The sequence below is a fragment of the Lacimonas salitolerans genome (assembly GCF_042677865.1).
Taxonomy (GTDB): Bacteria; Pseudomonadota; Alphaproteobacteria; order Rhodobacterales; family Rhodobacteraceae; genus Lutimaribacter; species Lutimaribacter salitolerans.
Genome location: NZ_JBHUDD010000159.1, coordinates 37,047 through 53,632, shown reverse-complemented (window position 1 = coordinate 53,632; position 16,586 = coordinate 37,047). Strand labels below are relative to the sequence as shown.

Genomic DNA, 16,586 nt, shown 5'->3' with positions numbered 1-16,586 from the left:
ATGCCGCCCGTCCGGTGTTTCTGTCCGACAGATCAGTTGCAGTTGTATTCGACGCCGTTGGCCTCGTCGATGGTGCGGATCACCGACCATTCGTTCTGGAACGTGATCGGGATGAACTGCTCGTCACCGCTGCGGCCGAATTCCTCGGCCATCTTGGTGCCTTCCCAGTCGAAGGAAAAGAACGCTTCCTTGATCTTGTCCTGCAGCTCGGGCGTCAGGTTGTGGGCCATGCCATAGCCGGTGGTCGGAAAGGTCTGCGAAGTGTAGACCGTGACCAGTTGATCGGCCTGAACCACGTCACGTTCGATCATGCGTCTTTTCACCGAATTGGCGATGGCGGCTGCCGGGTAGTCCTTGTTGGCCACGCCGAGGATCGAGTTGTCGTGCTTGCCCGAAAACACCGGCTCGAAATCCGTGCCGGCTTCCATGCCGTATTCGGCTTTCAGGATCGCCGACGGCGCCTTGAACCCCGAGTTCGAGGTTTCCGAGGTAAAGGCCATCTGCTTGCCCTTGATGTCCTCGACCTCTTCGATGCCCGAATCCGGGTAGGTGATGATTTCCATCTCGTAGCCGAACGAGCCGTCCTTGGCCGCCATCATGGCGAAGGGGCGGAACCCGGCGCAGGCCACGGCCAGCGGGTTCGACCCGGTGTTGAAGCCTGCCACGTGCAGACGACCGGCGCGCATCGCCTCAATCTGGGCGGCGTTGGACTGCACCGGGAAGAACTGCACGCTCTTGCCGGTCACCTCGGCCATGTGGTCCAGAAATTCCTGCCAGACTTCGGCATAGACCGCCGGGTCTTCAACCGGGGTATAGGCAAAGATCAGGGTCGATGGATCGACCAGTTGCGATTCGTCGGTGGGAATGTCCGCGATCAGATCGCCATCGGCATCGGTATAGCGGTCGCCCAGCTTGAATTCGGCAATGGCGGGCGCGGCAAAGGCCAGCGCGGCAACGGCGGTGAGTGTCGCAAAAGCTCTCATAATTCTCTCCCAGATGTTGGTTGTGACTGCGACCTACAGGTGCACCATGACAGACACGTGACAGTTTTTTCCGGATCAAGATACAGGCAGATCACGTTTGGGCAAGCGCGGCGGTCTGCGGCAAGGCCAGCGGCCGGCGGATCAGTACTCTTGCGCGCGACGGATGCGGGTCATCTTGCGGCTGGCCTCCAGCGCGTCGCGCAGGGTGATCAGGCCGGCACCCTCCATCACGTCCAGCATGCGCAGGAAAACCTGCGCCGTGGCGGTGGCATCGCCCAGGGCGGTGTGGCGCAGGTGGGTCGGAATCTCGATCCCGAAACGCGCGGCCAGCGCGTCCAGCGTGTGATTGCCGCTGTGATCGAACAGCGTCGCCGATAGCAGCACGGTACACAGAAACGGCTGGCGAAAGTCACGCCCGATCTGCGTTTCCTTCAGGCGCAGAAAGGCGATGTCGAACGGCGCGTTATGCGCCACCAGCACCGCATCGCTGCAAAAGTCGTGGAAATCTTGCCCGGCCTCGCGGATGTCGGGGGCATCGGCGACCATCGCATCGTCGATCCCGTGCACCCGGGTCGAGGCAGGCGGGATCGCGCGGCCCGGATTGACCAGCGTGTCGAACGCCTCGCCGGTCAGCACACGGCCCCCCACCACGCGCAACCCGGCGATCTGCACGATCTCGTCGCCCGCGCGCGGCGACAGGCCAGTGGTTTCGGTGTCGAACACCACGAAGGTCAACGATTTCAGCGGCCGATCCATCAGGTCGCTGTCGGGGTCGGGGCTGGTCAGGTCAAAGTCGTAGAACTCGGGCCGGGCATCCTGCGGGGCCAGCACCGGCGCGCCCGCCTGCGCCAGCGGCAGAACGATCCGGTGACCCTGCGCCATGGGTTCCGACCAGATTTCGGTGCGATGCGCCTCAAGCACGTCGCGGCCGGTGTAATGGCCATAGGCGTCCGAGATATCCTGCGCCACCCAGCCCGAGATCTGCCCGTCGGGCGCATCCGCCCCCTGCCACGACAGGATCAGCCAGATTTCGCGGTCATGCACCTCGGCTCCCAGAACCGGGCCGTGGCGGGTGCCGTCGGCCAGCAGTCCGGTCAGGACGCGGCCCAGCAGCGCGCCGATGGCAAACCCGTCGCAGCGCAGGAAATCGGCGCTGTCGGTCACCTGCAGATCGCCGGGTGCGCGGGCGACAACGGTGTCCAGCACGTCGCGCACCGCGACCTCGGCCATGGGCCAGTGCCGGGCGGCAATCGCGCCATGGCTGCGCGCGCTGTCGCGCAGGGTGGTGAACAGGCGGTCCAGCTCGTCGCGGGCGGCGCTGGCAAAACCTGCGCGCTGCGCGGGCGGCAGATCGGGATCGTCCAGCACCTCAAGCACGGCACCGATGGCGGCGGCTGGACGGCGGGTGCGCTCCAGCAGGGTGTTGAACAGGTGGTCGCGCTCTGCATGGGTGGTCAGATCATCGGTGGCGTCGTGAAAGATCACCACGTGACCGACCGAGGCGGCATCGCTGTCCACCGCGCTGACCTGCCCCAGCAGAAACCGCGCCCCATCGGCGGTGGCGGTCAGGAACGGCTCGGGCCGGGCGGCACCGGGGCGGGCGCGCAGGCGGTCGATGGCATTGTCCAACGGCTCGGTCCGCAGGAACGCCTTGGCCGGGCGGTCCAGACCCACCGCGCCCAGCAGGGCCTGCGCCCGGCGGTTGTAGAGGATGATCCGCCGGTCGGGGCTGAGCACCAGAACCGCGTCGGACAGATCCCGCAGCAGCGCGGCCAGCAGCGCCTTGTCACGGGCCAGCGCGCGGGTCTCGGCCGCGATCGCCTGGGCCTGCGCCTCGCGCGCCTGTGTCAGCGCGTCGTGAACGGCCTGCGCTGCCGGGGCCAGCGCGCCCAGATAGCGCGCGGGCGCGGTGTCGATCCCGGTGCCCACCTGCGCCCGCGCCCGCGTTTCCAGGTCCGAGGCCAGCGCCAGCACGGGCCGCGCCACGTTTTCGTCGAACAGCAACCCCACCCAGACCGCCAGCCCCGCCAGGCCAAAGCCCGCGATCAGCCCGGCGATCACATAGCCCTCGGCAGGCCCGCCATAGCGCGCATACGCCAGCCACAGCCCCGCCGCGATCAGCGCCACGCCCCCCGCCGCCAGCCCGGCAAAAAACAGCGCGAACCGCAGGCGCAGGCCCCAGCGTTCAGCCATCCGCCCCGTCCCCCAGAAGCGCGGCGATCCGGGCGGTCAGGTCGGCGCTGGCAAAGGGTTTGGACAGAAACGCATCCGCCCCCAGCGCCAGCCCCTTGCGCCGCTCGACCTCGCCGCCCCGGGCGGTCATCATCAGGATCTTGGTGTGACAGATCGTGGGCCGCGCGCGGATCGTCTGGCAGATGTCATAGCCCGAGCGCCCGGGCAGCATCACGTCCAGCACCACCAGATCGGGGCGCTCGGCCTCGATCCGGTCGATGGCTTCGGCCCCGTCGGACACGCGCGCCAGCCGGTAGCCCTGCTTGCCGATCAGATAGGCCAGCGCCAGCGCGATGTTGTCCTCATCCTCGACCAGCAAGATGGATTTCTCGATCATGGCGGGGCGTTCCTGTCAGCCTTGGCGCGGGCAAAGCGCGGTGATCAGCGGATCATCGGCCCCGATCATCTGCCACTCGGCCGCCGCAGGATCGGCCAGCGCGGCATCGCTGACGGGGGCGCGGGCGGCACGGGTGCAATCCACCAGTTGCGGGCTGCGGTCGGTGCCGCGCCAGCGGGCGAACAGGTACAGATCGACCAGCATCACATCGGGCGTATCGGGGCGCGTGCGCGCACCGTCCTGATCGACCACCGCCAGCGCCTTGGTCTGCGGCCAGATCAGCGTCCACGGCTTCCAGAACGCGCTGTCGGTCATGGTCTGGAACACCGCCGTGCCCTCGGGCAGTTGGGCGCGGGTGCGGCTGTCCCAGCTGTATTCCGACCAGATGGTATAGGCCAGCATCGTCAGCCCCGCTGCGACCGGCATCGCCCAGCGGGGCAGGCGGCCCCCGGTCAGCCGGTTCAGCGCCAGCACGATCCCCGCCGCGCCAAGGGCGGCCACGAAGGTTGCAATCAGTTCCAGAAACATCGCGGCTGTCCTTATCCAAGCGCCGATTGCATGGTCTTGATCACCATGAAGGCATCGCGCAGGTGGCTGCGCTCCAGTTCCGACAGCGCGCCGGGGGGCAGAAAGTTGTCGGGCGCGGCCCCGCGCCGGATCTGCTCGGCCTGATGACGCAGGCGGGTCATCGCGATCAGGTCGTAGGCATCCAGCAGGTCATGCGCCCCCGAGGTCGAGATCACGCCCGCCTCGCGCGCGGTTTCAAGGCGTTCGCGGGTGTTGACGGTGGGAAGCGCCCCGCGCAGCGCATAGATGCGCGCCAGATCGACCACCGGGATCACGCCCGACAGCTTGAGATCAACGGTGTTCTTGTGCTCGCCCGAGCGGATCAGCGCAAAGCCCCGGAACAGCGACAGCGGCGGCGTGTGTTTCAGCGAGTTCGACACCATATGCGCCACGAATATCGAATTGCCGCGCGCCTTGGCCAGCACCTCGTCCTGCAGGTCGGCAAACAGCCCAAACTCGCCTGCGATGGGCCGCAGGTCGAACATGACGCTGGCCAGCATCTGCGCCTGCGGGTCCGGCTCGGCGATCCACTTGGCGAAATAGCTGCGCCAGATCCGCCGCGGCTGCCGCCAGCGCGTGGCCGTGGCCATCATGTCGCCGGGGCAATAGAAGAACCCGCAGGTGTCCAGCCCGTCGCTGACGAATTGCGCCAGGGCCGCGAAATAGGCATCGTGGTCGGGCTGCACCGCGTCGTCCAGGATCAGGCAGTTGTCCTGATCGGAAATCCCGGTCTGTTCCTGCCGCCCCTGACTGCCGCAGGCCAGCCACAGATAGGGCACCGGCGGCGGGCCGAACTTTTCCTCGGCCAAGGTCAGCAGACGGCGGGTGATGGCATCGGTCAGGTCGGTGATACGCCGGGTGATGGCGGTGTGGCGGGTGCCCGCACTGACCAGATGCGCCAGCAGATCGGGCACGCGGGTCATCACATGGGCCATTCCCTCGGCACTGTCGGCGCGCACGATGTCGGCGACCATATGGCTGGCGGTGGTGGCCTGCTGGCGAAACAGGTCGGTGCGCCCCAGCATCCCCACGATCCGGCCCCCCTGCGCGACCGGCAGGTGGTTGATCTTGCGCCCGGCAAGTGTGACCAAAGCGTCCAGCCCCAGCGCATCCGGGCCGATGGTGACCGGATCGGGCGTCATGATCTGTGCCACCGGGATAGAGCCGTCCAGCCCCTCGGCCAGCACCTTGTTGGTCAGGTCGTGCACGGTGGCAATCCCGGCCAGTTGCGTTCCGTCCATAACCAGAACGGACGATATCACCCGGTCGCGCATCATCTGCGCCACCTGTGTCACGGTCTGATCGGGAGCGCAGGTGACCGGGTCGGCCACCATCAGGTCGGCCACGCGCAGCGCGGTCAGCCCGGTGGCATAGGCGTCGGCGCTGCTGGCGGCGCGGGCAAGGGGCGCGGCGCGGAACCATTCGGCAAAGCCTGCAAACCGGTTGGTCAGGTCCAGAAACCGCGCGGTGTCTATCACGGCATAGGACAGCGCGCTGCTGGTGCGCGCGGTCAACGTGGCCCGCCCGCCCCGAAACAGCGCGCGTTCGCCCAGCATGTCGCCGGGCCCGCGCTGCGATACCACATCGCCACTGTCCGACAAGATATCCAGCGCGCCGTCAAGGATCACGTGCAGCCCGGCCATCACCGCGCCCTCGCGGATCAGCAGGGTGCCGGGCCTGGCGGTGTGAAAGGTAACCGCGTCGGTCAGCTCCGCCCGCGCCTCGGGCGGCAACAGATCGAACGGCGCATGGGCCAGCACGCGGTCCAGAAGGCGGCTCTGGTCGTCTGGCATCTGCGCGCTCCTTGGGTCGGTCGGGGTACGGGAAATCAGTCTAAAAGACGCATCAGGTGGCGCAATATGCCGTGATGTCTGCCGTCGCAAGGCAAGGGGCGCATCGCTGCGCCCCTTGTTCGTGCTTAGTGATCGGTCGCGGCCGCCGCGCCCTTGGGCACGCGGACGCTTTCGACCAGGTCCTCGATCTCTTGCGGGATCGGCGAGGTCATTCTGGACACTGCAAAGGCCACCGCAAAGTTGATCATCGCGCCGACCGCACCAAAGCTGGTGGACTGGATCGTGCCCAACAGCGGGTTTGCGTCGGTAAAGCTGTTGGTGTCGGGGATGAAGAACCAGCCCTTGTGCAGGAAGATGTACACAAGCGTCACGATCAGACCGGCCAGCATGCCCGCCACGGCACCGTGGTTGTTCACCTTGGTGAAGATGCCCATCATCAGCGCCGGGAAGATAGACGCCGCCGCCAGACCAAAGGCCAGCGCCACGGTCTGCGCGGCAAAGCCCGGAGGATTGAGGCCCAGCCAGGTCGCCACCACGATGGCCACCGCCATGGCGATCCGGGCCGACAGCAACTCGCCCTTTTCGCTGATGTTCGGGGTGAACTGCCCCTTCATCAGGTCATGGCTGACCGCAGACGAGATCGCCAGCAGCAGACCCGCCGCCGTGGACAGGGCCGCCGCAAGGCCACCTGCCGCCACAAGGCCGATCACCCAGCCCGGCAGGTTGGCAATCTCGGGGTTGGCCAGCACCAGGATATCCTGGTTGAAGCGGGTCAGCTCGTTGCCTGCCCAGCCGTTTTCAGCCGCCTTTGCCTGCATTTCGGGGTTGGCGTCGTTGTAATACTGGATCAGGCCGTCACCGTTCTTGTCTTCCCAATCCAGCAGACCGGTCTTTTGCCAGGTCTTCATCCACAGGTATTCCTGCTCGGTCTCGATGGTTTGCACCGCCACCGCGTCGCCGCCGGTGCCGTTGGGCCACATCAGTTCGGTGATGTTCAGACGCGCCATCGCACCCACGGCCGGGGCCGTCAGATACAGCAGCGCGATGAACACCAGCGCCCAACCTGCCGACCAGCGCGCATCGGCCACTTTGGGCACGGTGAAGAAGCGCATGATCACATGCGGCAGTCCGGCGGTGCCGATCATCAGCGACAGGGTGAACAGAACCATGTTCAGCGTGTCGGAATGGTGCGTGGTGTATTCGGCAAAGCCCAGCTCGCGCACGATCTCGTCCAGCTTGGCCAACAGCGGCTCACCGCTGGCCTCATGCGTGCCGAACAGGCCCAGACCCGGGATCGGGTTGCCGGTCAGTTGCAGCGAGATGAAGATCGCCGGGATCGTGTAGGCGAGGATCAGAACGACATACTGCGCCACCTGCGTATAGGTCACGCCCTTCATGCCGCCGAACACCGCATAGGCGAACACGACGCAGGCCCCGATCAGCAGGCCGGTGGTGTTGCTGACCTCAAGGAACCGGCCAAAGGCCACGCCCACGCCGGTCATCTGGCCGATCACATAGGTCACGGACGCGATGATCAGGCACAGCACCGCGACCATCCGGGCGGTCTTGGAATAGAACCGGTCACCGATGAACTCGGACACGGTATATTTGCCGAACTTGCGCAGATACGGTGCCAGCAGCAGGGCCAGCAGCACGTACCCCCCCGTCCAGCCCATCAGGTAGGTCGAGTTGTCATAGCCCACAAAGGCGATAAGGCCCGCCATCGATATGAACGAGGCCGCCGACATCCAGTCGGCCGCCGTGGCCATGCCGTTGGTGACAGGGTGCACGCCGCGCCCGGCGGCGTAGAATTCGCTGGTCGAGCCCGCGCGCGCCCAGATCGCGATCCCGATATACAGGGCGAATGACGCGCCCACGAAGATCAGGTTGATGACGAATTGATCCATATGTCCTGCCTCTTATTCTTCGCCGACGCCGTGTTCGGCATCCAGCTTGTTCATGCGCCAGGCGTAGAAAAAGATCAGCGCCAGGAACACGAGGATCGAGCCCTGCTGCGCGAACCAGAAGCCCAGGTCGGCCCCGCCTACGGAAATGCCTGCCAGCAACGGGCGCAGCAGGATGCCAAAGCCAAAGCTGACCAGCGCCCAGATCGCGAGGCTGATCAGGATCAGCCTGACATTGGCCTGCCAGTAGGCGTTGTTGTCTTGTTTCTCGGACAAGGTCATGTCCCTCCCTTATTGTTCGGTTTCTCTCTGCGCCGACGGGGAAATCCGTCGCGCGCGGTCTCAGGCGACGGTCGGTGCAAGTGTCTGTGCGACAATCGCGGTCAGGTCTTTTGCCACGGTGTCGATATCGGCCATGGCATCGACACGGGCCAGCACGCCGCGCGCCTCGTAATACGCGATCAGCGGGGCGGTCTGGGCGTGGTAGGCCTTTAGGCGCTGGTGCACGGTTTCGGCGGTGTCGTCGGCGCGGCGGGTCATCTCGGAACTGCCACACTTGTCGCAGGTGCCGAAGGCCGCGGGCTGCTTGAATTGGTCGTGATATCCCTCGCCGCAGCCTGCGCAGGTGTAGCGGCCGGAAATGCGCGCCACCATCGCGGCGTCGTCCACATCCAGGCTGATAGCGGCGGTGATCGCGCTGCCGATGTCGGCCAACAGATCATCCAGCGCCTGTGCCTGCACGGTGGTGCGGGGGAAGCCGTCGAAGATGACGCCGTTGGTGCAATCGGGGTGGGACAGGCGGTCGCGCAGAATGGCGATGACGATGTCGTCGCTGACCAGATCGCCGCGGTCCATCACGGCGCGGGCTTGTAAACCGGCCTCGGTGCCGGCCTTGACGGCGGCGCGCAGCAGGTCGCCGGTGGAGAGTTGGACAAGGCCGAAACGATCTTGCAGCATGCGGGCCTGGGTGCCCTTGCCGGCCCCCGGTGGGCCAAGCAGCACAAGGTTCGCGGCGGGTGTGGGTGCTTTGAAGCCGTCCATGAAAACTCCCCCATTTTCAATGTCTTGTGGCGCAACCCAAAGGTCGGGCCGGGGCCGTTGGCTGGTGCCTTGGCGCCTGTTTCTCCTCCTCCGCTGGCTGAGCCGCTCCATCTTCGGCGCAACTGGCGGTATTCCACCTTTTGAATTAGACGATTTCTGTAAATTTCGCTAACGGGCATTGCAGTGAAAGAATATTCTTGTCAAAAATATGGTCAGTTTGAAAATATGAACAGTAAATTCGTTTACTCACGTTGAATTGAAGGGGTTTTCCGACCGGCGCAGGGGCCGGACCGCACCGGGATTGTCCCGAAAAACCGCCATGCACCGATCATGCACATCCCGTGCACATGCCATATGCACCGGCGTCGCGGGTTTGATGCCGCCTGTCAGGTGACCTTGGGGAAGGACGATTCGGGGTCTGGCCCGGTCAGGTCGAATCACGCCCGGCCAGGTAGCCCAGCGTCGCCGCCGACAGCAGGCCATTGCCGCTGAGGTATCCGGCATCGCCCCGGCCCGACACGCCGCAGGCCGCGCCGCCGGTGGCGTGGAGATTGGCGAACAGCCCGCCATCGGCGCGCCGGACGCGGGCGGTGACGGGATCGACCGCCAGCCCGCCTTGCGTGTGAAACAGCGCGCCAGTGACGCGCACGGCGGCAAAGGGCGGCGACAGGGGCACATCGCCAAAGCGGCGGCCAAAGCCATCGGTGCCACCCTGCGGAATCGCGGCCAGCGTGGCGGCCAGCGCATCGGCGGGCAGGCCGGTGTCGCGGGCAAGGGCGGCCACATCGTCGCCCCAGCGCACCGCGCCCTGACGCTCGGCCTGTTTGAAATCCTCGAACTGGCGGGCGATGGCGGCGATGCGGGCGTCGAACACGGCCCATGCCACGCCGCCGGGTTGGGACAGGACGGCGCGGGCGGCCTCGGAATAGCCCTGGGATTCATCCCAGAACCTCTGGCCCGCGCTGTTGACCTGCACGCCGCCTTCCATGATCACCGCCCATGTGATCAGGATGCCATGCGGGTGGGCCACGTTGCCGTGGCCCTGATAGGCCCCAAGGTGGCGCGCCTCGGCCCCCAGCTGCTGCCCCCATGTCACCGCGTCGCCGGTGTTGCCGTCATGGCCGAACCACAGCGCATCGCGGATCGCGGGCATGTGCTCGGCCACCATGGCGCGGTTGCCGCCATACCCGTTGCAAGCCAGGATCAGACGGTCGCAGCCCACGGTTTCCACACCGCCATCGGGGCGGCTCAGCCGTGCGCCAAGGACGCGACCGTCATCGGCAAACAGGGCATCGGCCCGGCGTTCGCAGATCACATCGACGCCTGCGCGTTCGGCCGCCCCGCGCAGCGCGTTGATCAGGTCGCGCCCGGCGCGGCTGGGCAGCCCGTGCATCCGGCGGCGGGAATGGCCGGGATAGTCGAAATCGGTGACGACCGAGAAGGGCAGCCCGTGCCGGTCGGTCAGCCAGTCGATCACCGGGGCGGCGGTGCGGGCCATCGCGTCCACCAGAGCGGGATCGTTTTCGCCCTTGGCCTTGGCCTGAATATCGGCGGCAAAGGTTTCGGCGTCGTCCTTGATCCCTGCCGCGCGTTGCTGTGCCGTGCCCGCTGCCGGGATCAGCCCGGCGCTGAGCGCGGTCGATCCGCTGGGCACGGCGTCGCCTTCGACCACCAGCACCTCTTGCCCCGCCTCCAATGCGGCCAGCGCGGCCACCATGCCCGCCGCGCCGCCGCCGATGATCAGCGTTTGCACGGACAGATCAAACCGGTCGGGCGCGGGCAGGATAGTCATGCGCCGTCCTTGCCGTCGAACCGCTGCCCTTTGGCCAGCATCTCGGGCGTGCCGATGGCGGCGTTCAGCCCGTCGAAATCGAACATGCGGTCGGCAAAGGGCGCGTTCGACCCGTTGGCATGCAACGAGGCGTAGTAGTCGGTGGCGCAGCGCGCCAGCGCCCGCACGATGCCGCCGGGAAAGATCACGATGTCGAACCCCAGAGTTTGCAGGTCATCCGCGGACTGGATCGGGGTCGCGCCGCCTTCGACCATGTTGGCCAGCAACGGCACGCGGCCCCTGAAGGTGTCGGCCACGCGCGACAGCTCGTCGCCCGAGCGCGGAGCCTCGATGAACAGCACGTCGGCCCCGGCCTGCACATAGGCCTCGGCCCGGTCGATGGCGGCGGCGAACCCTTCAACGGCGATGGCATCGGTGCGGGCGATGATCAGGGTGTCGTCGCTGGCGCGTGCCTCGGCCATGGCGGCGATCTTGCCTGTCATCTCGGCCTTGGAAATCAGGGATTTGTCGGCCAGATGGCCGCAGCGTTTGGGATATGTCTGATCCTCGATCTGCAGGGCATTGGCGCCTGCGCGTTCATAAAGCCGCATGGTGCGCTGGGCGTTCAGCGCGTTGCCAAAGCCGGTGTCGGCGTCGATGATCACCGGCAGGTCCACCCGGTCGCGGATCAGGGTCATGGTGTCGGCCATTTCGATCACCGAGGTCAGGCCGATGTCGGGCCTGCCCAGCCGGGTGTAGGCGACGGCCGCCCCGGACAGGTACAGCGCCTGAAACCCGGCCTGCTGGGCCAGCGTGGCGGTCAGCCCGTCATAGACGCCGGGGGCGATCAGGATTTCCGGTTGGGTCAGGCGGGATTTCAGGGTCATGTCGCGCCCTCCAGCATCTGTGTAGCCTCGGCGCAGGTCATCTGCGCGCCGAGCGAGCCGAGCGAGATCAGAGTTGCATCGTGCACATCGGGTTTGAACGCGGCGCAGCCATCGGTCAGCAGCACGGTGTCGATGTTGCGCAGATGCGCGTCGCGCAGGGTGCTGGCGACGCCGCCGTTGGTGACGATCCCGCCGATCAACAGCATGTCAATGTCCAGCGCGCGCAGGATGTATTCCAGTCGGGTCTGGTAGAACGCGGAATAGGCCACCTTTTCCACCGTGTAATCCGCCGGTTGCAGCGCATCGACCAGCGCATGCCCGAACGCGCCCGGTGCAAAATCGCCCTTGGTCAGGAAGGGGCGCAGTTGTTTCAGGTGCGGCGCGATCAACGGTTCATCGTCGGGGCCGGGGACCAGCGTGAACTGCGCGCTGACATAGGTGCCACCCGCCGCGCGCAGGGCATCGCGCAGCGGCGCGATGCGGTCGGGCAGGGCAGTGATGGCCTCGGCCCCCTGTCCCGCGCGGCCATAGGCGCCCTCGGGGTGCATGAAATCGTTTTGCAGGTCGATTGTCAGCAGGGCAGTGCGTGCCGGGATGATGTCGGGGGTATGGGCCATGGGCTATGCCTTTGCTCGGTCGATGATCGTGTTGCCGAACCGGTCGATCGTGGCGGTCAGGCCGGGATCGACCAGCACGGTGGTGTCGGGCTGTTCCAGGATCGCGGGGCCGGTGATGCTTGCGCCGACAGGCAGGGCCAGCCGGTCATAGATCGCAGTGTCGTGCCAGGTGTCGCCGAAATGCACCTGCCGCTGGCCCTTGTGCGCGGTGGCGACGTCGCCGCCCTGCGGGGCGAGCGTGGTCAGATCGAACTTGGGCCGCCGCCCGATGACGGCGGTGCGCAGGTTCATCACGCGGCGGGTGCCGTTTGGCAGCAGGCGGCCATAGGTGGCGTGATAGGCGGTGTCGAAGGCCTGGGCGATCTGCGCGCGGGTGGGCGGTGTGACGGTGCCATCGGTGACGGTGACGTGCAGCGGGACAGACACGGTGTGGGTCTGCCCGAGGTAGGCCATGTCAAGCTCGACCACGATGTCGCGGGCGACAAATGTGCTGCGCGCGGCGTCCAGCAGGCTGTGGCCTCGGGTGACGTGATCTTGCAGGAACGCGGTCAGCGCGTCGGTGTCGAGGTGATCTACCGGGGCGTTGATGGTCTGGACGAAATCCTGCCGCATGTCCGCGATGACGCAGCCCATGGCGCTGGTGACGCCGGGATAGCGCGGCACGATGGCGCGGGCCAGGCCCACATCCGCGATCAGCGCGCCGGTGTGCAGCGCGCCGCCGCCGCCGAAGGGCATGAAGGCGAAACGCTTGGGATCGAAGCCGCGTTCGATGCTGACAAGGCGGATGGCCCCTGCCATGCGGGAATTGGCGACGGTGAGGATCGCCTCGGCGGCGGCCTCGGTCGTAAGGCCCAGGGGCTGGCCGACATGCGCGTCGATGGCGGCGCGGGCGGCGTCGACGTCCAGCCGGGTCAGCTTGCCGCCGATGGGGTTGTCCGGGTCGATCCGGCCCAGCACGACGTTGGCATCGGTGACTGTGGGGCGGGTGTTGCCAAGGCCATAGGCCACGGGGCCGGGGTTTGATCCGGCACTTTCGGGGCCGATGTTCAGCAGCCCGCCCTTGTCGACCCAGGCGATGCTGCCGCCGCCCGCGCCGATAGTGGTGATCTCGATCATGGGCGTGCGCACGACCATGCCGAAGTCGATGCTGGTCTGGGGTGACAGCACCTGCTGCCCGCCAGCGATCAGCGAGACATCGAAACTGGTGCCGCCCATGTCGCCGGTGATGACATCGGGAAAGCCCGCCGTTTGCGCGATATAGCCCGCAGCGATAACGCCTGCGGCGGGGCCGGACAGGGCGGTGCGGATCGGCAGGCGGCAGGCGGTGTCCACCGCCATCACGCCGCCGTTGGATTGCACGATCATGAACTCGCCCCCGAAGCCGCCGCCTTTCAGCGCGGTTTCCAGACGGTCGATATAGCCCGAGACTTCGGGTTGCAGATAGGCATTCAGCGCGGTTGTCGAGAAGCGTTCATATTCGCGGATTTCCGGCAGGATTTCGGAGCTGGCCGAAACATGGCTGTTGGGCCAGAACGCGCGGACCGCGGCCACCGCCGCCGCCTCGTTTTCCGGGTTGGCATAGGCGTTGGCAAACAGGATCGCCACGGCGGCGCAGCCCTGATCCAGCAGTGTCTGCGCGGCGGCGCGCACGGCATCCAGATCGACGGGCGTGCGGATGGTGCCATCGGCCAGCGTGCGTTCCGGCACCTCAAGCCGCAGGTCGCGGGGCACGACGGGGGTGAAATCGCCGCGCAGGCCCCATGTGCGGGGCCGGTCGCGGCGGCGCATTTCCAGCACGTCGCGCAGCCCTTGGGTGGTGATCACGCCGATGCGCGCGCCCTTGCGTTCCAGCAGGGCGTTGGTGCCTGCGGTGGTGCCATGCACCACGACACCCACGGTCGCCAGATCGGCCACCTGCTGGCCAATGCCGTCCAGAAATCCGCCCGACTGGTCGGGGCGGGTGGTGGGTACCTTGGCGACGCGGACCTGTCCCGACGCCTCGTCCAGAACGAATACATCGGTGAAGGTGCCGCCGACATCGACGCCGATCATGGTGCTGCCTTCTGCTTTGCTCATTGTGCGACCTTCTGCCATGCGATGCCGTATGTTTTGGTTGCCTTGTCGGGCGACAGCAAGCCCTGTGCCACGTCGCGCGCCACCTCCGCAGGATCGCGCCCGCCCGCCGCGCCATAGCCGCCGCCGCCGGGGGTTTCCAGCCGCACGGCCTGCCCCTGCGCCAGCTTGATGCCGCGCATTTTCGACGCCATCGGCGGGCTGTGCCAGCCATCCGCCTGCTCATAGGTAAAGACGTTCATCGCCGCCGGATCGCCGCCTGCCACGCCTTTCGGGGCGAACCGCCCGCGCTCGCCGAACAGGAACGCCTCGGCGCCGTTGCCCTCCAGCACCTCGATTTCATAGACGGCGCCAAGCCCGCCGCGATGGGTCCCCGCGCCTGCGCTGTCGGGGCGCAGCGCCCATTGGCGGAACATCACCGGATACGCGGCCTCGAGAATCTCCATCGGCGGGATCGTCGCGGTGGAGATCGGGGCGTTGCCGTGGTTCAGCCCGTCGCCCTCGGGCGTGCCGCCATGGCCGCCGCCGTAGAACGAGAACATCACCCAGGGCTGGCCATTGCTGCGTTTGCCCGCAATCGACAGCGCGTTGATCGTGCCATAGGCGTTGGCCACCACGCGGGTCGGCGCGGCCTGCGCCATGGCCGAAAACATCACGTCGATCATGCGCAGGATGGTTTCGGTATAGCCGCCCACGGGGGCCGGAAACTCGGCCGACAACAGCGAGCCGTCGGGGATTTTCACATCGATCGGGCGCATGACGCCGGCGTTGGCGGGCAGCATCGGAAAGATGTGCTTGATCGCCACATAGGCGGTGGCAACGGCGGTGGGATAGGCGATGTTGACCGGCCCGGCGCAGCGCGGCGCGGTGCCGGTGAAGTCCAGCAGCATGCGATCGCCCCGGATTTCCAGCGCCACCCTGATCGGCAGCGGTTCATCGGTGATCCCGTCGTTGTCGAGGTAATCCACCGCCTCCCACCGGCCATCGGGCAGGTCTGTCAGTTCGGCCCGCATCAGCGCCTCGGCCCGTTCCCCCAGCGCATCGAGGGCCGCGCGCACGGTATCGGCCCCGTAGTCGCCCAGCAGTTCATCCATGCGCCGGATGCCCAAATCCAGCGCGCCCAACTGGCCGTTCAGATCGCCCTGCGCCGATTGCGGCAGGCGGGTGTTGCGCAGCAGGATGTCGATGATGTCCTGGTTGATCTGCCCCGCGTTCGCCAGCCGGACCGGGGGCAGCACGAACGCCTCGGCAAAGGCATCGGTGGCGGCGGGGTTGTAGTTGCCCGGAACCGCGCCGCCCACATCGTGCCAGTGACCGACGCTGGCCAGCCAGCAAAACAGCGCGCCATCGCGGAAATAGGGCCGCACCAGCCGCATGTCAGAGAGGTGCGTGCCGCCGATATGGGCGTCGTTGAAGATGAAGATGTCGCCATCCGCCACCGTATCGCCGAACTTGTCGATCACCGCCTTGACGGCAAAGGACATGACCCCGACAAAGATCGGCAGCCCCGATTTGCCCTGCACCAGTGTGTCGCCGGTGGTGGCGTGATACAGGCCATGGGACGCGTCATGCGCCTCGGCGATGATCGGGTTGAAGGCCGCGCGGAACAGGGTTGCGTCCATCTCGTCGGCGATCTGTTCCATCCGGCCGGACAGGACGGCAAGGGTGATCGGGTCGATATCTGTCATGCGTTCACCTTTACCTCGGCCATGTCGTTCCACACGTCCTGACGGGTGATCCTGCCATTGGTCAGCTCGAACCGGTCGATGAAGCGGATGCCGTCAAAGGCGGTGCCGTCCAGCCATTCGCCATAGAGCGTGCCGATGGCATAGACGACCGCGGTTTCGCCCGATTGCAGGGTTTCGATGCTGTCGTAGGTTTTCTTGACAAAGGCATAGCGCGGTTTGGACCAGGCGATCAGATCTTCCAGCGTGGTCATGCCGGGGGCGTCGGGAAAGTTCATCACGAAGCCATCGTCCAGCAGGGTGCGGGCATTGGGCAGGTCGCGCGCCTCCATCGCGGCCAGATAGGTGCGCACGGTCGCGGCGGCGTCGGGCCGGGCCGGGGCCGGATCACGGTGCGTTCCGCCGCGCATGTAGTGGGCGCGGGGCATCTCATGGATCATCACGGTGATCGCATCGGGTGTGGCGGGCACGACGGACAGCGCGGCATTGGTCAGCGCGCCTGCCAGCCGCGCCTTGTCGGCGTCGCTGTATCCTTCGAGGATATGGGTTTCGATGATCGGCATGCGGCCCCCTGCTCTGACGTTTGTATTTTTTGTAATACAGCTTTTGGATTGTGCATAGGGCAAATTTTTTCGACCAAAGCAGATAGATTTCTTGATTTTGGGTTGGCCGCTGATAGGCTTTTGCAAGAATCCA

Annotated in this window: 14 protein-coding genes; all 14 read right to left on the bottom strand. The window is 66.4% G+C overall.

Features of this window, described 5'->3' with window-relative positions; translation table 11 throughout:
* Positions 1-32: 32 nt before the first annotated feature.
* The gene (gene phnD / locus ACFTOW_RS19245) at positions 33-983 is read right to left on the bottom strand and encodes a phosphate/phosphite/phosphonate ABC transporter substrate-binding protein (RefSeq protein ID WP_379918807.1); all 951 of its coding nucleotides are present in this window, start codon (positions 981-983) and stop codon (positions 33-35) included.
* Between the two features lie 141 nt (positions 984-1,124).
* A complete protein-coding gene (locus ACFTOW_RS19240; protein ID WP_379918805.1) occupies positions 1,125-3,176 on the bottom strand; it encodes a 3'-5' exonuclease in 2,052 nt (683 codons plus the stop codon).
* Complete coding sequence (locus ACFTOW_RS19235) at positions 3,169-3,552, bottom strand: response regulator transcription factor (RefSeq protein WP_379918803.1); 384 nt, start codon at positions 3,550-3,552, stop codon at positions 3,169-3,171. Before ACFTOW_RS19235 ends, ACFTOW_RS19240 begins: the two co-directional genes overlap by 8 nt.
* 15 nt (positions 3,553-3,567) lie before the next feature.
* Positions 3,568-4,080 (bottom strand): hypothetical protein, encoded by a 513-nt coding sequence (locus ACFTOW_RS19230; protein ID WP_379918801.1) that lies wholly within the window; start codon positions 4,078-4,080, stop codon positions 3,568-3,570.
* Between the two features lie 11 nt (positions 4,081-4,091).
* The gene (locus tag ACFTOW_RS19225; protein WP_379918799.1) at positions 4,092-5,912 is read right to left on the bottom strand and encodes a DUF294 nucleotidyltransferase-like domain-containing protein; all 1,821 of its coding nucleotides are present in this window, start codon (positions 5,910-5,912) and stop codon (positions 4,092-4,094) included.
* A 125-nt stretch (positions 5,913-6,037) separates the two neighbouring features.
* On the bottom strand, positions 6,038-7,819 hold the full coding sequence (locus ACFTOW_RS19220) for a sodium:solute symporter family protein (protein WP_379918797.1): 1,782 nt from the start codon (positions 7,817-7,819) through the stop codon (positions 6,038-6,040).
* Positions 7,820-7,831: 12 nt separating this feature from the next.
* Complete coding sequence (locus ACFTOW_RS19215) at positions 7,832-8,092, bottom strand: DUF4212 domain-containing protein (RefSeq protein WP_379918795.1); 261 nt, start codon at positions 8,090-8,092, stop codon at positions 7,832-7,834.
* A gap of 66 nt (positions 8,093-8,158) precedes the next feature.
* Positions 8,159-8,857 carry an adenylate kinase gene (locus tag ACFTOW_RS19210; RefSeq protein ID WP_379918793.1) on the bottom strand — a complete coding sequence of 233 codons (699 nt, stop codon included), beginning with the start codon at positions 8,855-8,857 and terminating at the stop codon, positions 8,159-8,161.
* A 427-nt stretch (positions 8,858-9,284) separates the two neighbouring features.
* The gene (locus ACFTOW_RS19205) at positions 9,285-10,649 is read right to left on the bottom strand and encodes an FAD-dependent oxidoreductase (RefSeq protein ID WP_379918790.1); all 1,365 of its coding nucleotides are present in this window, start codon (positions 10,647-10,649) and stop codon (positions 9,285-9,287) included.
* Positions 10,646-11,515: an isocitrate lyase/PEP mutase family protein gene (locus ACFTOW_RS19200; protein WP_379918788.1), complete on the bottom strand. Its 870-nt coding sequence runs from the start codon at positions 11,513-11,515 to the stop codon at positions 10,646-10,648. Before ACFTOW_RS19200 ends, ACFTOW_RS19205 begins: the two co-directional genes overlap by 4 nt.
* On the bottom strand, positions 11,512-12,132 hold the full coding sequence (locus ACFTOW_RS19195; protein WP_379918786.1) for a cysteine hydrolase family protein: 621 nt from the start codon (positions 12,130-12,132) through the stop codon (positions 11,512-11,514). The genes ACFTOW_RS19200 and ACFTOW_RS19195 overlap by 4 nt, the downstream gene beginning before the upstream one ends.
* 3 nt (positions 12,133-12,135) lie before the next feature.
* The gene (locus ACFTOW_RS19190; protein ID WP_379918784.1) at positions 12,136-14,208 is read right to left on the bottom strand and encodes a hydantoinase/oxoprolinase family protein; all 2,073 of its coding nucleotides are present in this window, start codon (positions 14,206-14,208) and stop codon (positions 12,136-12,138) included.
* Positions 14,205-15,893 (bottom strand): hydantoinase B/oxoprolinase family protein, encoded by a 1,689-nt coding sequence (locus ACFTOW_RS19185; protein WP_379918782.1) that lies wholly within the window; start codon positions 15,891-15,893, stop codon positions 14,205-14,207. The genes ACFTOW_RS19190 and ACFTOW_RS19185 overlap by 4 nt, the downstream gene beginning before the upstream one ends.
* Entirely contained in the window at positions 15,890-16,453 is a 564-nt protein-coding gene (locus ACFTOW_RS19180) for a tautomerase family protein (protein WP_379918780.1), read from the bottom strand. Before ACFTOW_RS19180 ends, ACFTOW_RS19185 begins: the two co-directional genes overlap by 4 nt.
* Between the last annotated feature and the right edge of the window lie 133 nt (positions 16,454-16,586).

Coding starts and splice junctions, on each gene's coding strand:
- ACFTOW_RS19225 (WP_379918799.1), bottom strand. CDS start 5,912: ATGCCAGACGACCAGAGCCGCCTTCTGGACCGCGTGCTGGCCCATGCG.
- ACFTOW_RS19230 (WP_379918801.1), bottom strand. CDS start 4,080: ATGTTTCTGGAACTGATTGCAACCTTCGTGGCCGCCCTTGGCGCGGCG.
- ACFTOW_RS19235 (WP_379918803.1), bottom strand. CDS start 3,552: ATGATCGAGAAATCCATCTTGCTGGTCGAGGATGAGGACAACATCGCG.
- ACFTOW_RS19210 (WP_379918793.1), bottom strand. CDS start 8,857: ATGGACGGCTTCAAAGCACCCACACCCGCCGCGAACCTTGTGCTGCTT.
- ACFTOW_RS19180 (WP_379918780.1), bottom strand. CDS start 16,453: ATGCCGATCATCGAAACCCATATCCTCGAAGGATACAGCGACGCCGAC.
- ACFTOW_RS19200 (WP_379918788.1), bottom strand. CDS start 11,515: ATGACCCTGAAATCCCGCCTGACCCAACCGGAAATCCTGATCGCCCCC.
- ACFTOW_RS19240 (WP_379918805.1), bottom strand. CDS start 3,176: ATGGCTGAACGCTGGGGCCTGCGCCTGCGGTTCGCGCTGTTTTTTGCC.
- phnD (WP_379918807.1), bottom strand. CDS start 983: ATGAGAGCTTTTGCGACACTCACCGCCGTTGCCGCGCTGGCCTTTGCC.
- ACFTOW_RS19190 (WP_379918784.1), bottom strand. CDS start 14,208: ATGAGCAAAGCAGAAGGCAGCACCATGATCGGCGTCGATGTCGGCGGC.
- ACFTOW_RS19195 (WP_379918786.1), bottom strand. CDS start 12,132: ATGGCCCATACCCCCGACATCATCCCGGCACGCACTGCCCTGCTGACA.
- ACFTOW_RS19185 (WP_379918782.1), bottom strand. CDS start 15,893: ATGACAGATATCGACCCGATCACCCTTGCCGTCCTGTCCGGCCGGATG.
- ACFTOW_RS19205 (WP_379918790.1), bottom strand. CDS start 10,649: ATGACTATCCTGCCCGCGCCCGACCGGTTTGATCTGTCCGTGCAAACG.
- ACFTOW_RS19220 (WP_379918797.1), bottom strand. CDS start 7,819: ATGGATCAATTCGTCATCAACCTGATCTTCGTGGGCGCGTCATTCGCC.